Below are 23,378 nucleotides of genomic sequence, written 5' to 3'. Positions count from 1 at the left end.
CCAGCGTGGCCGACAGCGACCTCGCGAATCTGAGCGACCAGCTCGCGCTGGGCGCCGTGCTGCTGTACGTCGTGGCGATGGTCGGCTACGCGCTCGACCTGGGCTTCGGCCTGCGCCGGCGACAGCGGGAACAGGCCGAGCAGCCCGCCAAGGTGCTGGTCGGCGCCGCCGTGGACGCCGGCGGGTCGAGCGCCGTGGCCGCGGCGGAGGCCGCCGAGGAAAGCGAGAGCGGCGCCGAGGAGGGCGGTGGACGCGGCAAGACCGACTGGGGCCGGTTCGCCGTCCTGATCACCGTGCTGGGCTGGGGCGCCCACCTGGGCACCCTCGTCACCCGCGGCTGGGCCGCCGAGCACTGGCCGTGGGGCAACATGTACGAGTTCCTGACGGCCATCGCGTTCGCCGCCGTCACCGCCTACCTGGTGGTGCTGGCCCGCTACCGGGCCCGCTTCCTGGGCGCGTTCGTGATGATCGCCGCGGTGCTCGCCCTCGGCGTGGCCACCATCTGGCTGTACACCCCGGTGGGCCCGCTGGTCCCGGCGCTGCGGTCGTACTGGATCGCCATCCACGTCACCGCCGCCATCGTCGCCACCGGCGCGTTCACCGTCGGCGGGGCGGCGACCATCCTCTACCTGCTGCGCGCCCGCCGGCAGGAGCGCGAGGAGGCCCGGGAAGAGGCCCCCGGGGAGAAGAAGGGCGGGCTGCTGGCGCTGCTGCCGGACGCCGAGGTGCTGGACCGGCTGGCCTACAAGGTCACCGTGTTCGCCTTCCCGATCTGGACCTTCGCCATCATCGCCGGCGCGATCTGGGCCGACGAGGCGTGGGGCCGCTACTGGGGCTGGGATCCCAAGGAGGTCTGGTCGTTCGTGACCTGGGTGATCTACGCCGGTTACCTGCACGCCCGGGCGACCGCCGGCTGGAAGGGCCGCCGGGCCGCGGTCATCTCGCTGGTGGGCTTCGCCGCCCTGCTGTTCAACTTCTTCGGAGTGAACTACATGTTCGAGGGGATGCACTCCTACGCGGACTGACCCTCCCCGCTGAGGATGAGGCGATCGCAACCGGCCGGGGCCAGTGCGGCCTCGGCCGGTTCGCGTCCGGGACGCATGGGTGCGGCCGGGCGGGAAACTGTGACCTGAGCGGCTGCGAAGCGGGGCTTTTTCAGTCCTCGCCGCGGATGCGGCGGTCCAGGCTCCGCAGGAACTCCGGGTCGTCGTCGGGCCCGCGCGGCGCCGCGGGACGCGGCGCGGAAGAGCCCAGGGCGGCGCCGGAGGGGTCCACCGGGATGCGGGGACGGCCCAGGGCCAGCCACAGCAGCGCCCCCAGGATGAAGCCGAACAGCACGATCAGGAACCAGCCGAACTTGGGCAGCAGCCGCACCTCGGCCTCGTCGGTGGTGAGCGCGTCGAACAGACAGAACAGCCAAATCCCAACGATGATCAGGCCCAGCACCACATAGAGCATGCATTGAGCGTAACCGGTGACCCGAGTGCTGACCTCGTGTCGACGCGGCACCGGCGCGCGCTTTACCCTGCCATGGACGGCTCCGGCGGCGCACCGGCCGGGCACCCGGACGTTCCGAGAGGCGGGGTGGATGCGGTACCGAGGAATTCGCCGTAGGTCCCGCGAGCGGCCGGAGGAGGACTTCGCCTCCTCCCCTCCCGAACAGCCCCCCGCCGGGCGCGGGCCGCGCTGGCTGCCCACCCGCCCCCGCGCCAGCCAGCCGCGCGACAGGTGGGGCAGGTTCCGCAAGGGCGGGCGGGACGACGACCTGACGGTGCGGCATGGAGCGGACGGCCGTACCGAACGCGGCGACCGGCGCCCCGCCGTCCCCGGGGCCGGGCCCGCCGTGGCCGAACGCCCCGGCTACCGGTTGCGGGATTTCGAACTGGACCCCGAGCTGCCCCGGGCTCAGCCGCACCCGCCGGACGTGCCGCCGCGCGGCGACGGCCTGCGGCACTGCGGCGTCCTGGAGGGCATCTTGCACCGGCAGTGGGACGCGGCGCAGGGCGCGCCCAGCCCGGAGGTGGTCCGGGCGATCGACAGCCTGGCCGAGCTGCCCGATGCGCTCAAGGTGCGGTTGGCCGGCGAGCTGGAGGGCATCTATGTGGGCCAGGGCGGCGTGCCGCAGCTGGACCACATGGGGCACCTGTCCGGCCGGCCGCTGCCGTCGGGCCGGGCCACCTGGGACATCTGCGCCGGGGCCTATGGCGACCGCAAGATCGTGGTGGGCGACCGGCCCTCGCCGACCCCGGATGTGATGATGCACGAGGTGGGGCACGCCCTCGACGACATCGACGGGGAGGGCGGGCGCTGGCGGTCCGACAGCGCCGATTTCCGCGCGCTGTACGCCCGCTGCCTGCCGTATCTGGCCAGCGATTTCCACCGCCAGCCCGCCGAGCTGGGCCGGCGGGAGTTCTTCGCCGACGCCTTCGCCGCGATCTCGTCCCGGCAACGGCCCGCACTGGTCGACATGCTCGGCGGCAACATCCGGTTGGCGCTCGATGTGATGCTGTTCTTCAACCGCAGATACGGAATTTGAGCCGAGGTGATCGACGGTGTACGTGATCCGGCTTCCCGACGGCACCCTGCGCGTCCCACACAGCGCCGTCACCGAGGACGGGAACACCATCGGCCAGGGCTATGTGGAGATCGCCCCCGGGCACCCCGACTACGACCGGCTCGTCGCCCAGGCGCTGACCGAAGAGGAGCTGGAGGACAGGCGGCGGGGCTGGCGGGCCGGAGACGAGGCGCTGCGCCGGCGGTTCGAGGAATGGAAGGCCGCGCAGACCGAGGAATGAACCCCCATTTCGACCCCCCGTTTCCACAGGAAGTGAACTTTTTCGACATGCCGTTCCCCGGGGCGGTGAAGTCAGGGCGATGCGATGCCCACAAGGGCGACAGGCGCTGTCGAGACCCCCGTTACCGGCATTGTGAGACCACGTGGTGAAGAAGCGTCGGTAGGGCTGCCGGTGGCATACGCCGCGACGACGCGGAAGGAGCGCGTCGCCGGGGCCGGTGTGCTCACTTCCCGGAACCGTGGCTTGAGAGGAGGCCCGGTGACCGCGCTGCCGACGGGGCGCATCGAACCGCTGCGCGCAGCGACTCGGCTCCGGCCGCCGAGGACAGGGCCGCACCCGCCGCGGGCGAAGGCCGCGACAGACCCTCAGTGCCTCCCGATGACCTGGCAGATCACATCCCCGTGAGCCGGCTGCGGCTCTGTGACCTGCATCGCGGCCGGGGCTGCCGGGCGGACCGCCACGGCGGCCGGCAGGGCGCGGCCCTATGCCGGTGCCCCGCAGGTCTCGGCGCGACTGCCCGCAGAGGCCGGCGCGGCCTGTGCCGCTTCAGCGGCCCGACGACTGCTCGGCCAGCGGCTCTTCCCCGCGCAGCAGCGCATGCACCTCGGACTCGCGGAAGCGACGGTGGCCTCCGGGTGTACGGATGCTGCTGATCCGGCCCGCCGCGGCCCACCGGGTCACCGTCTTGGGATCGACCCTGAAGAGCGCGGCCACCTCTCCGGGGGTCAGCAGGCGCTCGCTGGTGCTTTCCACGTTGTTCTCTCCCCCTTTGTCCCGCTTCCGGTGCGGGTGGACAGATTCTTAGTGTGCCGGGCGGGGACCGATTTCTCCCTTGGTTTCGCAAAACATCACGGTGAGTAGTGGCATGACCTGCAAAGATAACGGGAAGTAAACGTGAGCTTTGGTCACATCCGTCGCAGCGTCCCGTATGTCCCCACTGGGCACCGCCGGGGACCTGCCGTTATGCCCTCTTCGGCCCCGCCGCGACCGAGCGCATAGTCTCAGCCTCATGTCCGGAGTGACCCGACACGATGAGACGGTCCTGCGGCAGCCGGCGCCGGAAGGGCGTGGCGGATCGCCGGCCGCCGAACTGGTGACGCTGACCGACATCAAGGCGGCGGCGGCCCGGCTGAGCGGGGTGTGCGTCCGCACCCCGCTGATCCCCTACCCCCTCGCCGAGCCGCCCCTGCTGATCAAAGCCGAGTCCCTGCAACCGGTGGGGGCGTTCAAGCTGCGCGGCGCCTACAACGCCATCGCCCGGCTGCCGCGGGAAGTGCGCGCCCGCGGGCTGGTCGCGCACTCCAGCGGCAACCACGCCCAGGCCGTGGCCTACACCGCGCGCCGCCTGAAGATCCCCGTGGTGCTGGTCATCCCGCACACCGCCCCCGGGGTGAAGGTGGAGGCCTGCCGGCGGCTGGGCGCCGAGATCGTCTTCGTCGAGCCCACCCACGAGGCCCGCGTCGCCACCGCCGAGCGCCTGGCCGAGGCGCACGGCTTCGCCCTGGTTCCCCCGTTCGACCACCTGGACGTCATCGCCGGCCAGGGCACCGTCGGGCTGGAGATCGCCCAGGACGCGCCGGAGGTGGAGGTGGTGCTGGTGCCGGTCGGCGGGGGCGGGCTGATCGCCGGGGTGGCCGCCGCCGTGCGCGCGATGCGCCCGCAGGCCAAGGTGATCGGGGTGGAGCCGGAGCTGGCCGCCGACGCCCGCGCCTCGCTGCTGGCCGGCCGGCCGGTGACCTGGCCCGCCGAGGACGTCGGCCGCACGATCGCCGACGCGCTGCGCGCCCAGCGGGTCGGCTCGCTCACCTTCGCCCACATCAAGGAGCATGTGGACGACATCATCACGGTTCGCGAGCCGGAGATCCGCGAGACCATGCGGCGCCTGGCCCGGCAGGCCCGCCTGATCGCCGAGCCCGGGGGAGCGGTCGCCGTCGCCGCCTACCTGTTCCACCGCGACGAGCTGCCCGCCGCATCGGCGTACGTGGCGGTGCTGTCGGGGGGCAACGCCGACCCTGCGCTGCTCACCGAGGTCCTCGCATAGACTCGGCAGCGCCATGCGTTCCGTACTCGTTTACACCGCCGCCAGGCTGGCCGTGTTCGCCGTCACAGCCGGCATCCTCTACCTGGTGCTGCCGCTGGACTACGCCGACTCCGCCTCCTGGATGGTCCTGCTGGCGGTGGCCGTGCTGGTCAGCGGGATCGTCAGCTACGTGCTGCTGGCGCGCCAGCGCGAGGCGTTCTCGGCGGTCGTGGTCTCCGGCATCGAGGAGCGGCGCCGCAGATTCGAGCAGTCCCGCGCCAAGGAGGACTGAGCCCGGGCGCGTCCACCCCTCACCGCCGTGGGCGCGGCCCGGCGCGCCTCCTAAGGTGTTGGACATGACCAGGGCTTCTCTTGACAAGCGGCCGGAGGAAGTGGCCGCCATGTTCGACGGCACCGCCGAGCGGTACGACCTGCTCAACAGCCTGATGACCGGCGGGCTGGACCGGCGGTGGCGCCGTGCGGTGGTGGCCGCGCTGGACGTCCGGCCCGGGGAGCGGGTCCTGGACCTGGCGGCGGGCACCGGCACCTCCTCAATCCCCTTCGCCGAGGCCGGTGCGCGCACGGTGGCCTGCGACTTCTCCTTCGGGATGCTGACGGTGGGCCTGCGGCGTACCGGGCGGCTGCCGGAGGGGAGCCGGCCGCGCTTCGTGGCCGGGGACGCGCTGCGCCTGCCCTTCGCCGACGGCGTCTTCGACGCCGTGACCATTTCGTTCGGATTGCGCAACGTAGCCGATACCGATCTGGCGCTGCGCGAGCTGCGCCGGGTCACCAAGCCCGGCGGCCGGCTGCTGGTGTGCGAGGTCAGCCACCCTCCCAACAGGCTGCTGGCGCTGGGGCACCGGCTGCATCTGCGCTACGGGCTGCCCCTGCTGGCGCGGGTCAGCTCCAACCCCGACTCCTACCGCTACCTGGCCGAGTCCACCCTGGCCTGGCCGGGGCAGCGGGAGCTGGCGCAGCGGCTGATCGCGGCCGGCTGGGGGTCGGTGCGCTGGCGGAACCTGACGTTCGGCGTGGTGGCCCTGCACCACGCGGTCAACCCCGCCTGAGTCTCAATCAGATCGCAAAAACGGGACGAACGGCCCCTTGGATCCGGACAAGGATGTTCGGACCGCTCCAAAGGCGGCGGGGAGTTAGGTACACATCACTCTCGCCGAAGGAATAGACTCCCTCTGGATCCTTGTGAAGTCCTTCACAAGCGAACGAGCGAAGGAACACCGCAGTGACCGAATCCTCCGGGCGGGCGGACGCCATCGTCGTCGGTGCGGGACCCGCCGGCTCGTCCACCGCCTACTGGCTGGCCCAGGCCGGCCTGGACGTGCTGTTGCTGGAGAAGGCCACCTTCCCCCGCGACAAGATCTGCGGTGACGGCCTCACCCCCCGAGCCGTACGGGCCCTGATCTCCATGGGCGTCGACCTCGATGCGCCCGGCTGGGCCCGCACCAGGGGCCTGCGCATCTACGGCGGCGGGGTCAAGATCGAACTGGACTGGCCCGAGCTGGCCTCCTTCCCCGACTTCGGCCTGGTGCGCGCCCGCACCGACCTGGACCGGCTGCTGGCCGAGCACGCCGCCAAGGCCGGCGCCCGGCTGCAGCAGGGCTGCAACGTCACCGGCCCCATCGTCGACGAGCGCACCGGCCGCATCGTCGGCGTCACCGCCAAGTACCAGGGCCAGGAGGTCTCCTACCGCGCCCCGCTGGTGGTCGCCGCCGACGGCAACTCCAGCCGGCTGTCGCTGGCCATGGGGCTGCGGCGGCGCACCGACCGCCCGATGGGCGTGGCCGTCCGCCGCTACTACCGCACCCCCCGCCACGACGACGAGTACCTGGAGTCGTGGCTGGAGCTGTGGGACGGCCAGCGGCTGCTGCCCGGCTACGGCTGGGTGTTCCCGCTCGGCAACGGGCTGTCCAACGTCGGGCTGGGCCTGCTCAACACCAGCAAGGCGTTCCAGAACGTCGACTACCGGGCCATGCTGCGCAAGTGGACCGCCGGCATGCCCGAGGAGTGGCAGATCGACGAGGACCACGCCACCGGCCCGATCCGCGGCGCCGCCCTGCCCATGGGCTTCAACCGCCAGCCCCACTACACCCGGGGCCTGCTGCTGGTGGGCGACGCCGGCGGCATGATCAACCCTTTCAACGGCGAAGGCATCGACTACGGGCTGGAGTCCGGCAAGCTGGCCGCCGAGACCATCGTGCAGGCGCTGGCCCGCTCCACCCCCGGCCGGCGGGAACGCACCCTGCACCAGTACCCGCGCATCCTCAAGGAGCAGCACGGCGGCTACTTCACCCTCGGCCGGATCTTCGTGCAGGCCATCGGAGATCCCCGGGTGATGAAGTTCCTGACCAGGCACGGGCTGCCGCATCCCACCCTGATGCGCTTCACCCTCAAGCTGCTGGCCAACCTCACCGACCCGCGCGGCGGCGACGCGATGGACCGGGTGATCAACGCCCTGAAGAAGGCGGCGCCGGCGGCATGAACTCGGCGAGGGGACGCATCGTGACACGGCCGGGCACACCGGGCCCGGCCGTGCTGCGGCGATCCCACTGCGCCGCACGTCCGGGAGCGCAAAAGACGGCGTTCCGGACGTTCGCCACAGAACCGACCGACATGGGGCACCCCCCGCGGGACGTGCACATCGGCGTCCTGGCTAAGGTGGCCACCCGTGGCCATGGCGCATCTCACAACCGCGCCGTGACCGGTGCCACGGTGGCGAGCTCGCCCCGCGCCTCGCTGGAGGCGACCCCATCGGCGGCGTCCAGCCCGTACAACGCCGTACGAACCGAGGAGGGGGTGTAGAGACATGGATCTCTACGTTCCGATCGTCGTGCTGGGAGCACTGGGATTCGCCTTCGCGGCCTTCTCGGTGTTGATGTCCGCCGTCGTCGGCCCCAAGCGCTGGAACCGGGCCAAGCTCGAAGCCTATGAGTGCGGCATCGAGCCCACCCCCCAGCCGGTGGGCGGCGGACGCTTCCCGATCAAGTACTACCTGACGGCGATGCTGTTCATCGTCTTCGACATCGAGATCATCTTCCTGTACCCGTGGGCGGTGGCCTTCGAGAGCATGGGGATCTTCGCGCTGGTCGAGATGGTGCTGTTCATCGTCACCGTCCTGGTCGCGTACGCCTACGTGTGGCGGCGCGGCGGTCTGGAGTGGGACTGAAGATGAGCCGCGAGTCCAGCCGCATGCAGCCGGCGCTGCGGCGCAAAGACGGTGAACCGGCCGCACAGCGAGTGAGGAGGGCGGGCGAGCCATGGGCCTAGAGGAGAAACTCCCCAGCGGATTCCTGCTGACCACGGTCGAGCAGGTGGTGGGCTGGGCTCGCCGGAGCTCGACCTGGCCGGCCACCTTCGGGCTGGCCTGCTGCGCCATCGAGATGATGGCCGCCGGCGACCCCCGCCACGACTTCTCCCGCTGGGGCATGGAACGCGCCTCGGCCACGCCGCGGCAGGCCGACCTGATGATCGTGGCGGGCCGGGTGAGCCAGAAGATGGCGCCGGTGCTGCGGCAGATCTACGACCAGATGACCGAGCCCAAGTGGGTCATCGCCATGGGCGTGTGCGCCTCCTCCGGCGGCATGTTCAACAACTACGCCGTCGTGCAGGGCGTGGACCACATCGTCCCGGTCGACATCTACCTGCCCGGCTGCCCGCCGCGGCCGGAGATGCTGATCGACGCCATCGTCAAGCTGCACGACAAGATCCAGAACACCAAGCTGGGCCCGCACCGCAAGCGGCAGATCCAGGAGCTGGAAGAGGCCAAGCGCCGCCGCCTGCCGCTGCTGGGACAGCAGGGAGCGATCTAAATGAGCAGTCAGAACCCCGAGCAGCAGGCCGAGCAGGCCGCCGACCGGCTGCCCGCCCCGGCTGCGGCCGACCCGCTGGCCCAGCCGATCGTCCGCAAGGGCATGTTCGGCGCCAAGACCAGCGGCGACACCTCCGGCTACGGCGGGCTGGTCGTCCGGCAGGCCCCCAAGGTCTCCAGCCCCCGCCCCTACGGCGGCCCGGAGGGCACCGGCACGCCGGGCGAGTTCGACGAGGTCGCCGACGCGCTGGAGCGGGCCTTCCCCGACTTCGGCGAGGCCGTGGAGCGGGTGGTGGTGGACCGCGGCGAGATCACCTTCGTGGTGCGCCGGCAGTACCTGCCGCAGGTCGCCCAGACCTTGCGCGACGATCCCGCCCTGCGTTTTGAGCTGTGCACCGGGGTGTCGGGCGTGCACTACCCCTCCGACACCGGCGCCGAGCTGCACGCCGTCTACCACTTCCTGTCGATGACCCACAACCGGCGGATCCGCATCGAGGTCACCTGCCCCGACGCCGACCCGCACATCCCGTCGATCGTGTCGATCTACCCGACCAACGACTGGCACGAGCGGGAGACCTACGACTTCTTCGGGATCATCTTCGACGGGCATCCGGCGCTGACCCGCATCGAGATGCCCGACGACTGGGTGGGTCACCCCCAGCGCAAGGACTACCCCCTTGGCGGAATCCCGGTCGAGTACCGAGGCGCGGAGATCCCGCCGCCCGACCAGCGGAGGTCGTACGCCTGATGAGCTCTGCCAAATACACCGAGTACGACGCCTACGCCGCCGAGGAGGCGACCGAGGGCAAGGTCCTGGGCGTGCAGGGCGGCGACTGGGACCAGGTCGTCACCGCCGCCGCCGAGGACGGCTCCGATGAGCGGCTCGTGGTCAACATGGGCCCCCAGCACCCCTCCACCCACGGCGTGCTGCGGCTGATCCTGACGCTGGACGGCGAGACCGTCGACGAGTGCCGGGTGAACATCGGCTACCTGCACACCGGCATCGAAAAGAACATGGAGTTCCGCACCTGGGCGCAGGGCCCGGCGTTCTGCACCCGGATGGACTACCTCTCGCCGATCTTCAACGAGACCGCCTACTGCATGGCGGTGGAAAAACTGCTGGGCATCACCGACCAGATCCCCGAGCGGGCCCAGATCATCCGCGTGATGATGATGGAGCTCAACCGGATCTCCTCCCACCTGGTGGCCATCGCCACCTTCGGGCTGGAGCTGGGCGCCACCACGGTGATGCTCAACGGCTTCATCGAGCGCGAGTACGCCCTGGACGTGTTCGAGGAGATCACCGGGCTGCGGATGAACATGGCCTACGTCCGGCCGGGCGGCGTCGCCCAGGACATCGGGCACGGCGGGTTCACCAAGGTCCGCGAGTTCCTGGACCGCATGCCGGGGCGCATCAAGCAGCTGCGCAAGCTGATGGACGCCAACCCCGTCTTCCTGGCCCGCACCAAGGACATCGCCTACCTGGACCTGGAGGGCTGCATGGCCCTCGGCGTCACCGGGCCGGTGCTGCGCGCCACCGGGCTGCCGTGGGACCTGCGCAAGACCCAGCCGTACTGCGGCTACGAGAAGTACGAGTTCGAGGTGGCCACCCAGGACACCTGCGACGTGTACGGCCGCTACCTGGTGCGCATGCAGGAGATGGAGGAGTCCCTCAAGATCATCGAGCAGTGCCTGGACCGGCTGTCGGTCACCAAGGGCCCGGTGATGATCGAGGACAAGAAGATCGGCTGGCCCGCCCAGCTGGCCATCGGCACCGACGGAGGCCCTCATCCACCACTTCAAGCTGGTGACCGAGGGCTTCAGGGTCCCGGCCGGCCAGGCGTACGCGGCGGTGGAGTCGCCCCGCGGCGAACTGGGCGTCCACGTGGTCAGCGACGGCGGTCCCCGCCCCTACCGCGTGCACTTCCGAGACCCGTCCTTCACCAACCTGCAGGCGACGCCGGCCATGACCGAAGGCGGCATGGTCGCGGACGTGATCGCGGCCGTCGCCAGCATCGACCCCGTGATGGGAGGGGTGGACCGCTGATGGCGTACTCACCCGAAACCCGCGCCCAACTCGAACGGGACGCCAAGGAGATCATCGCGCGCTACCCCAAGCCGCGCTCGGCCCTGCTGCCGCTGCTGCACCTGGTGCAGTCGGTGGACGGCCACATCACCTCCGACGGCATCGAGTTCTGCGCCGAGCAGCTGGGCATCACCCCCGCCCAGGTCACCGGGGTCGCCACCTTCTACACCATGTACAAGCACAAGCCCGTCGGCGAATACCACGTCGGGGTGTGCATCAACACGCTGTGCGCGGTGATGGGCGGCGACCAGATCTGGGAGGAGCTGTCCGAATACCTCGGCGTCGGGCACGACGAGGCCACCGAGGACGGCAAGATCTCGCTGGAGCGCCTGGAGTGCAACGCCGCCTGCGACTACGCGCCGGTGGTCATGGTCAACTGGGAGTTCTTCGACAACATGACTCCCGAGAAGGCCAAGCAGCTGGTCGATGACCTGCGCGCCGGCAAGGAGGTCGCCCCCACCCGCGGCCCGAAGCGGCTGTGCACCTGGAAGGAGGCCTCCCGGGTGCTGGCCGGCTTCCCCGACGGCCGGGCCGGCGAGGGCGTGCAGGCCGGCGAGCCGACCCTGGCCGGGCTGAAGCTGGCCAAGGAACGCAACTGGCAGGCTCCCCCGCCGCAGGCGTCCGCTCCCGAGGCCGACGAGCCCGCCGCAGGCTCCCAGACACAAGGGGACACCCACAAATGAGCACGACTCTCACCCCGGTGCTGTCCCGCAACTGGGACCAGCCGGACTCCTTCACCCTGGCCGCCTACGAACGCACCGGCGGCTACCAGGCCATGCGCAAGGCGCTGCGGATGGAACCGGACGCCATCGTCCAGGCGGTCAAGGACTCCGGGCTGCGCGGCCGCGGCGGCGCCGGCTTCCCCACCGGCATGAAGTGGGGCTTCCTGCCGCCCAACAGCCCCAAGCCCCGCTACCTGGTGGTCAACGCCGACGAGTCCGAGCCGGGCACCTGCAAGGACATCCCGCTGATGATGGCCAACCCGCACGTGCTGGTCGAAGGCATCATCATCAGCGCCTACGCGATCCGCTCCCACCACGCCTTCATCTACGTGCGCGGCGAGGTGCTGCATGTCATCCGCCGCCTGCAGCAGGCGGTCGCCGAGGCCTACCAGGCCGGCTACCTCGGCAAGGACATCCTCGGCACCGGCTACGACCTGGACGTGGTGGTCCACACCGGCGCCGGCGCCTACATCTGCGGCGAGGAGACCGCGCTGCTGGACTCCCTGGAGGGCTACCGCGGCCAACCCAGGCTCAAGCCTCCCTTCCCGGCCGTGGCGGGGCTCTACGGCGGCCCCACCGTGATCAACAACGTGGAATCGATCTCCTCGGTTCCCTCGATCGTGGCCAACGGGCCCGACTGGTTCGCCTCGATGGGCACCGAGAAGTCCAAGGGTTTCGGGATCTTCTCGCTGTCGGGGCACGTGACCCGGCCCGGCCAGTACGAGGCGCCGCTCGGCATCACGCTGCGCGAACTGCTGGAGATGGCCGGCGGCATGCGCAAGGGCCGCGATCTGAAGTTCTGGACCCCCGGCGGCTCGTCCACCCCGCTGTTCACCAAGGAGCACATGGACGTGCCGCTGGACTTCGAGAGCGTCGGCGCGGCCGGCTCCATGCTCGGCACCCGGGCGCTGCAGATCTTCGACGAGACCACCTGCGTGGTGCGGGCGGTGCTGCGCTGGTCGGAGTTCTACGCGCACGAGTCGTGCGGCAAGTGCACCCCCTGCCGCGAAGGCACCTACTGGTACAAGCAGATGCTCAGGCGGCTGGAGAACGGCCAGGGCACCGAGGAGGACCTGGAGACGCTGCTGGACCTGTCCGACAACATCCTCGGACGGTCCTTCTGCGCGCTGGGCGACGGCGCCACCAGCCCGGTGACCTCGTCCATCAAGCTGTTCCGCGACGAGTACATCGCGCACATCACCGAGGGCGGGTGCCCGTTCGACCCCGCCAAGTCGACCGTTTGGGCAGGTGAGCAGTGACGGTCACCGACAAGACCTCCGCAGAGGTCGAACAGCGGCCGAAGATGGTCAAGTGCACCATCGACGGCTTTGAGATCGAGGTGCCCGAGGGCACGCTGATCATCCGGGCCGCCGAGCTGCTGGGCATCCAGATCCCCAGGTTCTGCGACCACCCGCTGCTGGACCCGGTGGGCGCCTGCCGCCAGTGCCTGGTGGAGATCCCCGACGCCGGCAACGGGCGCCCGATGCCCAAGCCGCAGGCCTCCTGCACCACGCAGGTGATGCCCGGCATGGTGATCAAGACGCAGCTCACCTCCCCGGTGGCCGACAAGGCCCAGCACGGGGTGATGGAGCTGCTGCTGATCAACCACCCGCTGGACTGCCCGATCTGCGACAAGGGCGGCGAGTGCCCGCTGCAGAACCAGGCGATGTCCAACGGCGCACCTTCCCCAAGCCGATCGCGCTGTCGTCGCAGATCCTGCTGGACCGCGAGCGGTGCATCCAGTGCGCCCGCTGCACCCGCTTCTCCGACCAGATCGCCGGCGACCCGTTCATCGACCTGTTCAAGCGGGGCGCCCAGGAGCAGGTCGGGGCGGCCGACGGCCGGCCGTTCCAGTCCTACTTCTCCGGCAACACGGTGCAGATCTGCCCGGTGGGCGCGCTCACCGGGGCCGCCTACCGGTTCCGCTCCCGGCCCTTTGACCTGGTGTCGGTGCCCACGGCCTGCGAGCACTGCGCCTCCGGCTGCGCGCTGCGCACCGACCACCGCCGCGGCAAGGTGACCCGGCGGCTGGCCGGCGACGACCCGCAGGTCAACGAGGAGTGGAACTGCGACAAGGGCCGGTGGGCCTTCACCTACACCACCCAGCCCGACCGGCTCGTCTACCCGATGGTCCGCAACGCCGACGGGGTGCTGGAGACCACCTCCTGGCCGGAGGCGCTGGCCGCCGCGGCCCGCGGCCTGGCCGCCGCCCGCGGCCGCGCCGGGGTGCTCACCGGCGGGCGGCTCACGCTGGAGGACGCCTACGCCTACGCCAAGTTCGCGCGGGTGGCGCTGGGCACCAACGACATCGACTTCCGGGCCCGGCCGCACTCGCCCGAGGAGGCAGACTTCCTGGCCTTCGCGGTGGCCGGGCACGGCATCGAGGTCTCTTACGCCGACCTGGAGAAGGCCCCGGCGGTGCTGCTGGCCGGGTTCGAACCGGAGGAAGAGTCCCCGATCGTCTTCCTGCGGCTGCGCAAGGCGTACCGGAAGAAGGGCCTGAAGGTCTACTCGATCGCCCCGTTCGCCACCCGCGGGCTGGCCAAGATGGGCGGCACGCTGCTGCGGTCGCTGCCCGGCGGGGAGGCCGAGGTGCTGGGCGCCCTGGTCACCGGGGACGAGCCGGCCGTCGAGGAGCTCAAGGCCCCCGGCGCGGTGATCCTGCTCGGCGAGCGGCTGGCCACCAGCCCCGGCGCGCTGTCCAGCGCGGTGCGGCTGTCCCAGGTCACCGGCGCCCGCTTGGCCTGGGTGCCGCGGCGGGCCGGGGAGCGCGGCGCGCTGGAGGCCGGGGCGCTGCCCACGCTGCTGCCGGTGGGCCGTCCGGTCGCCGACCCGGCCGCCCGCGCCGAGGTCGCCCGGGTCTGGAACGTGGCCGAGCTGCCGGCTGCACCCGGCCGCTCCACCGGCCAGATCCTGGCCGCCGCCGCGGCCGGGGAGCTGGAGGCGCTGCTGATCGGCGGGGTGGACCCCTACGACCTGCCCGATCCCGAGGGCGCGCTGGCCGCCATCGAGGCCGCTCCGTTCGTGGTGAGCCTGGAGCAGCGGGCCAGCGCCGTCACCGACCGCGCCGATGTGGTGCTGCCGGTGGCCGCGGTGACCGAGAAGGCCGGCACGTTCGTCAACTGGGAGGGCCGCGGCCGCCAGTTCGACGTGGTGCTGAAGGTCCCCGGCAGGCTGTCGGACCTGCGGGTGCTGGACGCGCTGGCCGGTGAGATGGACGTCCACCTGGCGCTGCCGGGGCCGGAGGCGGCCCGCCGCGAGCTGGCCGAGCTGGGCACCTGGCGGGGCGAGCGGGCCGGCGCCCCGTCGGCGACCGCCGCGGTCACCCGCGAGCCGCTGCCGGGCGAGGCGCTGCTGGCCACCTGGCGGCAGCTGCTGGACCTGGGCCGGCTGCAGGACGGCGAGCCGTACCTGGCGGGCACCGCCAAGCCCTCGCTGGCCCGGCTGTCGCCCGCCACCGCCGCCGAGATCGGCGCCGGGGACGCGGTGACCGTCAGCCACGGCGACCGGTCGCTGACGCTGCCGCTGGAGATCACGCCGGACCTGCCGGACCGGGTGATCTGGCTGCCCACCAACTCGCAAGGCTGCGCCCTCTACCGCGACCTGGGCGCGGACACGGGCGCGATCGTCTCGATCGCCGCGGCCGAGGCCGACAGTGGAGGTGCCGAATGAGCGTGCCGCTGGCCGCCACCGCCGATCCCACCATCTCCTCCTTCGGGCGCGACCCGTGGTGGCTGATCGGCGGCAAGGTGCTGGCCATCTTCATCTTCCTGGTGCTCACCGTCTTGATGACCATGTGGATCGAGCGCCGGGTCATCGGCCGGATGCAGCTTCGGGTCGGTCCCAACCGGGCCGGGCCCTTCGGGCTGCTGCAGGGCCTGGCCGACGGCATCAAACTGGCCCTCAAGGAGGACATCACCCCACGTCAGGTGGACAAGGTGGTGTTCATCCTGGCCCCGGTCATCGCCGCGGTTCCGGCGTTCGTGTCGTTCGTCATCATCCCGTTCGGCCCGACGGTGTCGATCTTCGGCCACCAGACCCCGCTGCAGGGCACCGACCTGCCGGTGGCGGTGCTGCTGGTGCTGGCGATGGCCTCGATGGGCGCCTACGGGATCGTGCTGGCCGGCTGGTCGTCGATGTCGCCGTACGCCCTGCTGGGCGGGCTGCGCTCGGCCGCCCAGGTGATCTCCTATGAGATCGCCATGGGGCTGTCGTTCGTGGCGGTGTTCCTGTTCGCCGGCACGATGTCCACCTCGGGGATCGTGGCGGCCCAGGCCGACCGCTGGTTCGCGGTGATGCTGCTGCCCTCGTTCATCGTCTACGTGATCACGATGATGGGCGAGTCCAACCGCATCCCCTTCGACCTGCCCGAGGGCGAAGGCGAGATCGTCGGCGGGTTCCACACCGAGTACTCGTCCCTGAAGTTCGCGATGTTCTTCCTGGCCGAGTACATCAACCTGGCCACCCTGTCGGCCCTGGCCACCACGCTGTTCCTGGGCGGCTGGCGGGCCCCGGCGCCGATCTCCACCATCTGGCCGGGCGCCAACCAGGGCTGGTGGCCGGTGCTGTGGTTCATGATCAAGATCGGCCTGTTCATCTTCTTCTTCATCTGGCTGCGCGGTTCGCTGCCGCGGGTGCGCTACGACCAGCTGATGAAGCTGGGCTGGAAGGTCCTGATGCCCTTCTCCCTGGGCTGGATCCTGCTGGTGGCCACCGTCCGCGGGCTGCGCAACGCCGGCTACGACATGACCCAGGTGGCGATCTGGTCGGCCGTGGCCATCGGAGTGCTGCTGGTGCTGTCGATCGTGTGGGACATGGCCCGCGGCGACCGGGACTCCGGCAAGGAGATCGTCCCGGACCTGCAGGCCGCCGAGCCGGAGCGCGCCGGGGCCTTCCCGGTGCCGCCGCTGGACGCCCCGCACTACCACGGCGTCGGCCGCCGCGACGTCACCGCGCACAAGGAGGTGGCCAGTGGGTCTCACTGACTTCCTGAACCCGGTCAAGGGCTTCGGTGTCGCTTTTCACCAGATGTTCCAGAAAAGCGAGACCGTCCAGTACCCGGAGGTGAAGAAGCCCACCGCCCCCCGGTTCCACGGCCGGCACCAGCTCAACCGCTGGCCGGACGGGCTGGAGAAGTGCATCGGCTGCGAGCTGTGCGCGTGGGCCTGCCCGGCGGACGCCATCTACGTGGAGGCCGCCGACAACACCGAGGAGGAGCGCTACTCCCCGGGTGAGCGCTACGGCCGCGTCTACCAGATCAACTACCTGCGCTGCATTCTGTGCGGGATGTGCATCGAGGCGTGCCCCACGCGCGCGCTGACGATGACCAACGAATACGAACTGGCCGACGACAACCGCGAGAGCCTGATCTACACCAAGGACATGCTGCTGGCGCCGCTGCGCGAGGGCATGGAGGCGCCGCCGCACCCCATGCGGCTCGGCGAGACCGAGGAAGACTACTACCGCCTCGGCCTCAAGGAGACCGACGACTCCGATGGGGGGCGGCGTTCCGGCGGCGATGCGGCGGTCCGCGCCGAGAGCGGTGAGAAGAAGTGATCGAGCAACTGACCGGCTCCGCGACCCCGGTGCTGGCACAGACCGACGCCCAGCCGGGTGAACCGGTGGTGTTCTGGCTGCTGGCCGTCGTCAGCGTGGCCGCCGCCTTGGGCATGGTGTTCCTGCGCAAGGCGGTGCACTCGGCGCTGATGCTGGCGGTGGTCATGCTGTCGCTGGCGGTGCTGTACGCGGTGCAAGACGCCCCCTTCCTGGCGTTCGTGCAGGTCATCGTGTACACCGGCGCGGTGCTGATGCTGTTTTTGTTCGTCCTCATGCTGGTGGGCGTCTCCTCCACCGACTCGCTGGTGGAGACCATCCGCGGCCAGCGGATCTGGGCGGCGATCGCCGGGCTGGGCTTCGCCGTGCTGGTGATCTCCGGCCTGGGCAACGCCGCGCTGTCGGACTCGATGGGGCTGGCGGCGGCCAACGCCGAGGCCGGCGGCAACGTCCAGGGCCTGGCGCGGCTGCTGTTCACCAAGTACGTGTTCGCGTTCGAGGTGACCAGCGCGCTGCTGATCACCGCGGCGCTGGGCGCGATGGTGCTGGCCCACCGCGAGCGCACCAGCCCCAAGCCCACCCAGAAGGAACTGTCCAAGCGCCGGTTCCGTCCCGGCGGCCACCCGACCCCGCTGCCCGGCCCCGGCACCTACGCCCGGCACAACGCGGTGGACATGCCGGCGCTGCTGCCGGACGGCAGCATCTCGGAACTGTCGGTCAACCCCGTCATCGCGCGCCGCGCCGGCACCGCCCGGATGCACGCCGACCTGGAGGGCCAGACCGAAGAGCAGGCGGTCGAGCGGGACGTGACCGCGGTGCGGGCGGTCACCGACTCCGCACGCGACGCCGACGCCGAGTCCCGGGAGGTCAAGTCGGGCACCCCCGCCGCCGGCGGGGACGCGAGTGAAGGCGAGGCAGGCTCATGAGTCCCGGCCACTACCTGACGCTGTCGGCGCTGCTGTTCACCATCGGCGCCACCGGCGTGCTGGTGCGCCGCAACGCCATCGTGATGTTCATGTGCGTGGAGCTGATGCTCAACGCCGCCAACTTGGCGTTCGTGTCGTTCGCCCGCATGCACGGCAACCTCGACGGCCAGATCATCGCCTTCTTCGTGATGGTGGTCGCCGCCGCCGAGGTCGTGGTGGGGCTGGCGATCCTCATGACGATCTTCAGAACCCGCAGGTCGTCGTCGGTGGACGACGCCAACCTGCTGAAGTACTGAGAGGCGGGAGATGAAGGCAGAAGGCATCCAGGCCGCAGCCTGGCTTCTCATCGCCCTCCCGCTGGCGGGCGCGGCGATTTTGCTGCTGGGCGGCAGGCGCACCGACAAGTGGGGCCACCTGCTCGGCACCGGCATGTCGCTGGCGTCGTTCGCGGTCGGGTTGGCGATGTTCGTCCAGATGCTCGGCTACGACCCCGGCGAGCGGCGGCGGCTGGTGCATCTGTACGAGTGGTTCACCGTCGGGGACTTCCACCTCGACATGGGCCTGCTGATCGACCCGTTGTCGATCAGCTTCGTGCTGCTGATCACCGGTGTGGGTTCGCTGATCCACATCTACTCCATCGGCTACATGGCCGAAGACGAGCACCGGCGGCGGTTCTTCGCCTACCTGAACCTGTTCGTGGCGGCGATGCTGCTGCTGGTGCTGGCCGACAACTACGTCGGCCTGTTCATCGGCTGGGAGGGCGTCGGGTTGGCGTCCTACCTGCTGATCGGGTTCTGGCAGTACAAGCCGTCGGCGGCGACCGCGGCCAAGAAGGCGTTCGTGGTCAACCGGGTCGGCGACCTGGGCATGGTCATCGGCATCTCGCTGATGTTCGCCACGTTCGGCACCGTGGCCTTCACCGACATCCTCGGTGAGGGAGCCCACCACGTCGGCGCCGCCCAGCAGATCAGCGAGGGCACCGCCACCGCGATCGGGCTGCTGCTGCTCCTGGGCGCCTGCGGCAAGTCCGCCCAGCTGCCGCTGCAGTCCTGGCTTCTGGACGCGATGGAGGGCCCCACCCCGGTCTCGGCGCTGATCCACGCGGCCACCATGGTGACCGCCGGCGTCTACCTGATCGTCCGCTCCGGCCCGATCTTCGAGATGGCGCCGGACGCCCAGCTGGCGGTGACGATCGTGGGCGCGGCCACGCTGCTGGCCGGTGCGATCATCGGGTGCGCCAAGGACGACATCAAGAAGGCGCTGGCCGGCTCGACCATGTCGCAGATCGGCTACATGGTGCTGGCGGCGGGGCTGGGCCCGGCCGGGTACGTGTTCGCCATCGCCCACCTGATCGCCCACGGCTTCTTCAAGGCCGGGCTGTTCCTGGGCGCCGGGTCGGTCATGCACGCCATGAACGACGACGTGAACATGCGCCACTACGGCGGGCTGCGCACCGCCATGACGATCACCTGGGCCACCTTCGGGCTGGGCTACCTGGCGATCATCGGGGTGCCGCCGCTGGCCGGCTTCTTCACCAAGGAGGGCATCATCACCGCCGCCTTCGACAAGGGCGGCACCTCCGGCATGATCCTGGGCACCTGCACGGTGGTGGGCGCGGCGATCACCGCCTACTACATGTCCCGGGTGATGTTCATGACCTTCTACGGCGACAAGCGGTGGGAGGACGACGTCCACCCGCACGAGTCGCCGAAGGTGATGACCATCCCGCTGATGCTGCTGGCGGTCGGCTCGGTGGCCGCCGGCTGGGTGCTGGTGCTCGGCTCCTTCCCCGGCTTCCTGGAGCCGGTGGTCGGTGAGGAGGGGCACCATGAGTTCCACTGGATCACCGTGCCGAGCGTGACGGTGCTGGTGCTGATGCTGGCCGGTGTGGCGCTGGCCTGGCGGCAGTACGGGGCCCGCCCGGTGCCGCGCAAGGCCCCGGCCGGCTCCTTCCTGACCGTGGCCGCCCGCAAGGACCTCTACGGCGACTCCATCAACGAGTCGCTGTTCATGCGGCCCGGCCAGTGGCTGACCCGGCTGGCGGTCTTCTTCGACAACAAGGGCGTGGACGGGATCGTCAACGGCCTGGCCGCCGCGATCGGCGGCACCTCGGGCCGGGTGCGCCGGCTGCAGACCGGCTTCGTGCGCTCCTACGCCCTGTCCATGTTCCTCGGCGCGGCGGTCGTCGTGGCGGCCCTGCTGGCGGTGAACGCCTGATGCGCCCTGTCCAAGCCTGCCCGATTGCCGCCGCCGCGGCGGCGGCCCTGCTGGTGGTGAACGTCTGATGAACGACTTTCCCTGGCTGAGCGTCCTGATCGCGCTGCCCGCGCTGGGCGCGCTGGGCGTGGCGCTGCTGCCGCGCGGCCGGGACGCACTGGCCAAGCAGGTGGCGCTGGGAGTGTCGGTACTGGTCGCCGCCTTGGCCTTCGTCATGGCGGCCGGCTTCGAGGTCGGCGGCCCGCGCCACCAGTTCGAAGAGGTCTACGAGTGGATCCCCGCCTTCGGGGTGCACTGGGCGCTCGGCGTCGACGGCGTCGCCCTGGTGCTGATCCTGATGTCGGTGATCCTCGTCCCGCTGGTCATCGTGGCCTCCTGGGGCGAGGCCGACCGCTACGGCGGGGTGGTCGCCGAGGGCGAGCGGCCCCCGGCCAAGTCGGTCAAGACCTACTTCGCGCTGATCCTGGCCCTCGAGGCCATGATGGTCGGGGTCTTCGCGGCCACCGACGTCTTCCTGTTCTACATCTTCTTCGAGGTCATGCTGGTCCCGGTGTACTTCCTCATCGGGATCTTCGGCGGCCCGCAGCGCTCGTACGCGGCGGTGAAGTTCCTGCTGTACTCGCTGCTGGGCGGGCTGCTGATGCTGGTCGCGGTGATCGCCCTGTACGTGCAGGGGCCGAACACCTTCCTGATGTCGGAGCTGCAGGGCCTCAAGCTCGACCCGGCCGTGGCCAAGTGGCTGTTCCTGGGCTTCTTCATCGCCTTTGCGATCAAGGCGCCCATGGTGCCGGTGCACACCTGGCTGCCGGACACCGCCGCCCAGGCCCCGGCCGGCGCGCTGGTGCTGATCGTCGGCGTGCTGGACAAGGTCGGCACCTACGGCATGCTCCGGTTCTGCCTGGAGCTGTTCCCCGAGGCGTCCAAGTGGGCCGCCCCGGTGGTGCTGACCTTCGCGGTGATCAGCGTCATCTACGGCGCGGTGCTGGCGATCGGGCAGGTGGACCTGAAGCGGCTGATCGCCTACACCTCGATCTCCCACTTCGGGTTCATCGTGCTGGGCATCTTCGCGATGACCTCCCAGGGCCAGTCCGGCGCCGCGCTCTACATGGTCAACCACGGGTTCTCCACCGGCGCGCTGTTCCTGATCGTCGGGTTCCTCATCGTGCGCCGCGGCTCGGCCCGCGTCGACGCCTTCGGCGGGGTGCAGAAGGTGGCGCCGCTGCTGGCCGGGGCGTTCCTCATCGCCGGGCTGTCGGGACTGTCGCTGCCGGGGCTGGCGCCGTTCGTCTCGGAGTTCCTGGTGCTGGTCGGCACCTTCAGCCGCTACCAGGTCGCCGCGGTCATCGCCGCGCTGGGCATCGTGCTGGCCGCCGTCTACATCCTGTGGATGTACCAGCGGACCATGAACGGGCCCACCGCCGAGGCCGTCGCCGGCTTCAAGGATCTGTCCCGGCGGGAGCTGACCGCCATCGCCCCGATCCTGGCGATCATCGTGGCGCTGGGCTTCTTCCCCAAGCCGGTGCTGGATGTGATCGACCCGTCGGTCCAGCAGACGCTCCGTCAGGTCCAGGTGAGCGATCCCACGCCCACCGTCGCTGAGAAGGGGGCTCGTCCGTGAGCGCCGGAGTGCACATCATCGCGGCTCCCGGGAGCATTCCCGCGCCGCACATCGAGTACGGCCAGCTGGCGCCGCTGCTGATCGTCTTCGGCGTGGCGGTGGCCGGGGTGCTGGTGGAGGCGTTCGTCGGCCGCTCCTGGCGCTACCGCGTCCAGGTGCCGCTGGCCTTCGCCGGGCTGCTGGCCGCCCTGGTGTGGACGGTGGTGCTGGCCTGGCGGGAACAGCCGTTCCACGTGGCGGCCATGGGCGCCATCGGGGTGGACGGGCCGACCCTGTTCATCCAGGGCACCATCCTGGTGCTGGCGCTGGTCAGCCTGCTGCTGATCGCCGAACGCAGCGCCGCCCACTTCACCGCCCAGGCCTCGGCGCTGCCGGGCAGCGAGGCCGAGCAGCAGACCATGACGGCGGGGATCCGGCAGACCGAGATCTTCCCGCTGATGATGTTCGCGGTGGGCGGGATGCTGCTGTTCCCGGCCGCCAACGACCTGCTGACCATGTTCGTGGCGCTGGAAGTGCTGTCGCTGCCGCTGTACCTGCTGTGCGGCCTGGCCCGCCGGCGGCGGCTGCTGTCGCAGGAGGCGGCGGTCAAGTACTTCCTGCTGGGGGCGTTCTCCTCGGCGTTCTTCCTGTACGGGGTGGCGCTGCTGTACGGCTTCGCCGGGTCGGTGCGGCTGTCGGACATCGCCGACCAGGCCGGCCGCGGCGCCGGCGGCGAGCCGCTGCTGCTGGGCGGGATCGCGCTGGTCAGCGTCGGGCTGCTGTTCAAGCTGGGCGCGGCGCCGTTCCACATGTGGAAGCCGGACGTCTACCAGGGCGCCCCGACCCCGGTCACCGCGCTGATGGCCTCCACCACGCTGGTGGCGGCCTTCGGGGCGCTGCTGCGGGTCTACTACGTGGGCTTTGAGACGCTGCGCTGGGACTGGCGGCCGGCGATGTGGGGGGTGGCCATCCTCACCATGGTGGCCGGCGCGGTCATCGCGGTCACCCAGACCGACATCAAGCGGATGCTGGCCTACTCCTCCATCGCGCACGCCGGCTTCCTGCTGACCGGTGTGGTCGCCACCTCCCAGCAGGGGCTGTCGAGCACCCTGTTCTACCTGGCCGCCTACGGATTCACTACCATCGGAGCGTTCGCCGTGGTCACCATGGTGCGCGACACCGGTGGCGAGGCGGCCCACCTGCGCCGCTGGGCGGGGCTGGGCAAGCGCTCGCCGATGGTGGCCGGGGTGTTCGCCTTCTTCCTGCTGGCCATGGCCGGTATCCCGCTCACCAGCGGGTTCACCGGCAAGTTCGCGGTGTTCTCGGCGGCGGTGGACGGCGGTGCCACCCCGCTGGTGATCGTGGGCGTGCTGGCCTCGGCCGTGGCGGCCTTCTTCTACGTCCGGGTGATCGTGATCATGTTCTTCAGTGATCCGGTCGCCGACGGGCCGTCGGTGGTGTTCAGCCCGGCCACGGTGACTGCGGTCGCCCTCGGCGTGGCGGTTACTGTGGTACTCGGCGTGCTGCCCCAGCCGGTGCTGGACCTGGCCGGGGATGCCGCCGCTCAGATGTTCGTTCGTTGACGGGGGCCGCCTGCGGGCGGCCGTCCCGTAGGGGGTTCTCGGTGAGCAGTGGGGTG

The 23,378-nt window shown here is 70.6% G+C and carries 21 protein-coding genes and 2 pseudogenes; 21 read left to right on the top strand and 2 right to left on the bottom strand.

The features are described from left to right. The first annotated feature begins 5 nt into the window (after positions 1 to 5). Complete coding sequence (gene ccsB / locus BUE48_RS22075; RefSeq protein WP_286990889.1) at positions 6 to 1,025, top strand: c-type cytochrome biogenesis protein CcsB; 1,020 nt, start codon at positions 6 to 8, stop codon at positions 1,023 to 1,025. A gap of 130 nt (positions 1,026 to 1,155) precedes the next feature. Here ccsB and BUE48_RS22070 read toward each other — a convergent pair whose 3' ends face one another. Beyond that, a complete protein-coding gene (locus BUE48_RS22070; RefSeq protein ID WP_012854737.1) occupies positions 1,156 to 1,458 on the bottom strand; it encodes a PLDc N-terminal domain-containing protein in 303 nt (100 codons plus the stop codon). 130 nt (positions 1,459 to 1,588) lie between these two features. Between BUE48_RS22070 and BUE48_RS22065 the strand changes: the two genes are divergently transcribed. Both BUE48_RS22065 and BUE48_RS22060 read left to right on the top strand, forming a co-directional pair. After that, complete coding sequence (locus BUE48_RS22065; RefSeq protein WP_012854736.1) at positions 1,589 to 2,536, top strand: hypothetical protein; 948 nt, start codon at positions 1,589 to 1,591, stop codon at positions 2,534 to 2,536. Between the two features lie 16 nt (positions 2,537 to 2,552). Continuing rightward, positions 2,553 to 2,795, top strand: coding sequence for a hypothetical protein (locus BUE48_RS22060; protein WP_286990887.1), 243 nt, complete (start codon positions 2,553 to 2,555; stop codon positions 2,793 to 2,795). A 546-nt stretch (positions 2,796 to 3,341) separates the two neighbouring features. Here the strand turns inward: BUE48_RS22060 and BUE48_RS22055 are convergent. Further along, positions 3,342 to 3,548 (bottom strand): BldC family transcriptional regulator, encoded by a 207-nt coding sequence (locus BUE48_RS22055; protein WP_012854734.1) that lies wholly within the window; start codon positions 3,546 to 3,548, stop codon positions 3,342 to 3,344. Positions 3,549 to 3,804: 256 nt separating this feature from the next. Here BUE48_RS22055 and BUE48_RS22050 point away from each other — a divergent pair, with 256 nt between their 5' ends. The 18 genes and pseudogenes from BUE48_RS22050 to nuoN all read left to right on the top strand — a co-directional run bounded on the left by BUE48_RS22050 (position 3,805) and on the right by nuoN (position 23,322). Further along, positions 3,805 to 4,836, top strand: a complete 1,032-nt coding sequence (locus tag BUE48_RS22050) for a threonine ammonia-lyase (protein ID WP_012854733.1) — start codon at positions 3,805 to 3,807, stop codon at positions 4,834 to 4,836. A 13-nt stretch (positions 4,837 to 4,849) separates the two neighbouring features. After that, complete coding sequence (locus tag BUE48_RS22045; protein ID WP_012854732.1) at positions 4,850 to 5,107, top strand: DUF4229 domain-containing protein; 258 nt, start codon at positions 4,850 to 4,852, stop codon at positions 5,105 to 5,107. A gap of 64 nt (positions 5,108 to 5,171) precedes the next feature. After that, a complete protein-coding gene (locus tag BUE48_RS22040) occupies positions 5,172 to 5,882 on the top strand; it encodes a demethylmenaquinone methyltransferase (protein ID WP_286990886.1) in 711 nt (236 codons plus the stop codon). A gap of 173 nt (positions 5,883 to 6,055) precedes the next feature. After that, positions 6,056 to 7,312: a geranylgeranyl reductase family protein gene (locus BUE48_RS22035; RefSeq protein ID WP_012854730.1), complete on the top strand. Its 1,257-nt coding sequence runs from the start codon at positions 6,056 to 6,058 to the stop codon at positions 7,310 to 7,312. A gap of 324 nt (positions 7,313 to 7,636) precedes the next feature. Beyond that, a complete protein-coding gene (locus tag BUE48_RS22030; protein WP_012854728.1) occupies positions 7,637 to 7,996 on the top strand; it encodes an NADH-quinone oxidoreductase subunit A in 360 nt (119 codons plus the stop codon). 91 nt (positions 7,997 to 8,087) lie between these two features. After that, complete coding sequence (locus BUE48_RS22025) at positions 8,088 to 8,639, top strand: NuoB/complex I 20 kDa subunit family protein (protein WP_012854727.1); 552 nt, start codon at positions 8,088 to 8,090, stop codon at positions 8,637 to 8,639. Further along, the gene (locus BUE48_RS22020) at positions 8,640 to 9,386 is read left to right on the top strand and encodes an NADH-quinone oxidoreductase subunit C (protein WP_012854726.1); all 747 of its coding nucleotides are present in this window, start codon (positions 8,640 to 8,642) and stop codon (positions 9,384 to 9,386) included. Then, a pseudogene (locus BUE48_RS22015) lies at positions 9,386 to 10,685 on the top strand (NADH-quinone oxidoreductase subunit D). Before BUE48_RS22020 ends, BUE48_RS22015 begins: the two are co-directional and overlap by 1 nt. After that, entirely contained in the window at positions 10,685 to 11,407 is a 723-nt protein-coding gene (gene nuoE / locus BUE48_RS22010; protein WP_012854724.1) for an NADH-quinone oxidoreductase subunit NuoE, read from the top strand. Before BUE48_RS22015 ends, nuoE begins: the two are co-directional and overlap by 1 nt. Next, positions 11,404 to 12,705, top strand: coding sequence for an NADH-quinone oxidoreductase subunit NuoF (gene nuoF / locus BUE48_RS22005; protein ID WP_012854723.1), 1,302 nt, complete (start codon positions 11,404 to 11,406; stop codon positions 12,703 to 12,705). The genes nuoE and nuoF overlap by 4 nt, the downstream gene beginning before the upstream one ends. Further along, positions 12,702 to 15,118: pseudogene (locus tag BUE48_RS22000) on the top strand (NADH-quinone oxidoreductase subunit G). Before nuoF ends, BUE48_RS22000 begins: the two are co-directional and overlap by 4 nt. Then, positions 15,115 to 16,431: an NADH-quinone oxidoreductase subunit NuoH gene (nuoH, locus tag BUE48_RS21995; protein WP_012854721.1), complete on the top strand. Its 1,317-nt coding sequence runs from the start codon at positions 15,115 to 15,117 to the stop codon at positions 16,429 to 16,431. The pseudogene BUE48_RS22000 and the gene nuoH overlap by 4 nt, the downstream one beginning before the upstream one ends. Then, positions 16,418 to 17,002, top strand: coding sequence for an NADH-quinone oxidoreductase subunit NuoI (gene nuoI / locus BUE48_RS21990; RefSeq protein ID WP_012854720.1), 585 nt, complete (start codon positions 16,418 to 16,420; stop codon positions 17,000 to 17,002). The genes nuoH and nuoI overlap by 14 nt, the downstream gene beginning before the upstream one ends. Next, positions 16,999 to 17,925, top strand: coding sequence for an NADH-quinone oxidoreductase subunit J (locus tag BUE48_RS21985; protein WP_012854719.1), 927 nt, complete (start codon positions 16,999 to 17,001; stop codon positions 17,923 to 17,925). The genes nuoI and BUE48_RS21985 overlap by 4 nt, the downstream gene beginning before the upstream one ends. Next, positions 17,922 to 18,221, top strand: a complete 300-nt coding sequence (gene nuoK / locus BUE48_RS21980) for an NADH-quinone oxidoreductase subunit NuoK (protein ID WP_012854718.1) — start codon at positions 17,922 to 17,924, stop codon at positions 18,219 to 18,221. Before BUE48_RS21985 ends, nuoK begins: the two co-directional genes overlap by 4 nt. A gap of 10 nt (positions 18,222 to 18,231) precedes the next feature. Next, positions 18,232 to 20,142 (top strand): NADH-quinone oxidoreductase subunit L, encoded by a 1,911-nt coding sequence (nuoL, locus tag BUE48_RS21975; RefSeq protein ID WP_012854717.1) that lies wholly within the window; start codon positions 18,232 to 18,234, stop codon positions 20,140 to 20,142. 67 nt (positions 20,143 to 20,209) lie between these two features. Continuing rightward, entirely contained in the window at positions 20,210 to 21,760 is a 1,551-nt protein-coding gene (locus tag BUE48_RS21970; protein WP_286990885.1) for an NADH-quinone oxidoreductase subunit M, read from the top strand. Beyond that, positions 21,757 to 23,322: an NADH-quinone oxidoreductase subunit NuoN gene (gene nuoN, locus BUE48_RS21965; protein ID WP_012854715.1), complete on the top strand. Its 1,566-nt coding sequence runs from the start codon at positions 21,757 to 21,759 to the stop codon at positions 23,320 to 23,322. The genes BUE48_RS21970 and nuoN overlap by 4 nt, the downstream gene beginning before the upstream one ends. Positions 23,323 to 23,378: the final 56 nt, after the last annotated feature.

This window comes from Thermomonospora sp. CIF 1, from assembly GCF_001896795.1.
Lineage (GTDB): Bacteria > Actinomycetota > Actinomycetes > Streptosporangiales > Streptosporangiaceae > Thermomonospora > Thermomonospora curvata.
Note: the sequence above shows the minus strand (reverse complement) of the source record. Positions and strands in the feature narration are given on the sequence as shown.

What these genes read in the sequence shown, in the direction of transcription:
- BUE48_RS22025 (WP_012854727.1), top strand. Translation starts at nt 8,088, where the DNA reads ATGGGCCTAGAGGAGAAACTCCCCAGCGGATTCCTGCTGACCACGGTC.
- nuoE (WP_012854724.1), top strand. Translation starts at nt 10,685, where the DNA reads ATGGCGTACTCACCCGAAACCCGCGCCCAACTCGAACGGGACGCCAAG.
- BUE48_RS22045 (WP_012854732.1), top strand. Translation starts at nt 4,850, where the DNA reads ATGCGTTCCGTACTCGTTTACACCGCCGCCAGGCTGGCCGTGTTCGCC.
- BUE48_RS22070 (WP_012854737.1), bottom strand. Translation starts at nt 1,458, where the DNA reads ATGCTCTATGTGGTGCTGGGCCTGATCATCGTTGGGATTTGGCTGTTC.
- BUE48_RS22040 (WP_286990886.1), top strand. Translation starts at nt 5,172, where the DNA reads ATGACCAGGGCTTCTCTTGACAAGCGGCCGGAGGAAGTGGCCGCCATG.
- nuoH (WP_012854721.1), top strand. Translation starts at nt 15,115, where the DNA reads ATGAGCGTGCCGCTGGCCGCCACCGCCGATCCCACCATCTCCTCCTTC.
- nuoK (WP_012854718.1), top strand. Translation starts at nt 17,922, where the DNA reads ATGAGTCCCGGCCACTACCTGACGCTGTCGGCGCTGCTGTTCACCATC.
- nuoF (WP_012854723.1), top strand. Translation starts at nt 11,404, where the DNA reads ATGAGCACGACTCTCACCCCGGTGCTGTCCCGCAACTGGGACCAGCCG.
- BUE48_RS21970 (WP_286990885.1), top strand. Translation starts at nt 20,210, where the DNA reads ATGAACGACTTTCCCTGGCTGAGCGTCCTGATCGCGCTGCCCGCGCTG.
- BUE48_RS22030 (WP_012854728.1), top strand. Translation starts at nt 7,637, where the DNA reads ATGGATCTCTACGTTCCGATCGTCGTGCTGGGAGCACTGGGATTCGCC.
- BUE48_RS22020 (WP_012854726.1), top strand. Translation starts at nt 8,640, where the DNA reads ATGAGCAGTCAGAACCCCGAGCAGCAGGCCGAGCAGGCCGCCGACCGG.
- nuoL (WP_012854717.1), top strand. Translation starts at nt 18,232, where the DNA reads ATGAAGGCAGAAGGCATCCAGGCCGCAGCCTGGCTTCTCATCGCCCTC.
- BUE48_RS22050 (WP_012854733.1), top strand. Translation starts at nt 3,805, where the DNA reads ATGTCCGGAGTGACCCGACACGATGAGACGGTCCTGCGGCAGCCGGCG.
- BUE48_RS22065 (WP_012854736.1), top strand. Translation starts at nt 1,589, where the DNA reads ATGCGGTACCGAGGAATTCGCCGTAGGTCCCGCGAGCGGCCGGAGGAG.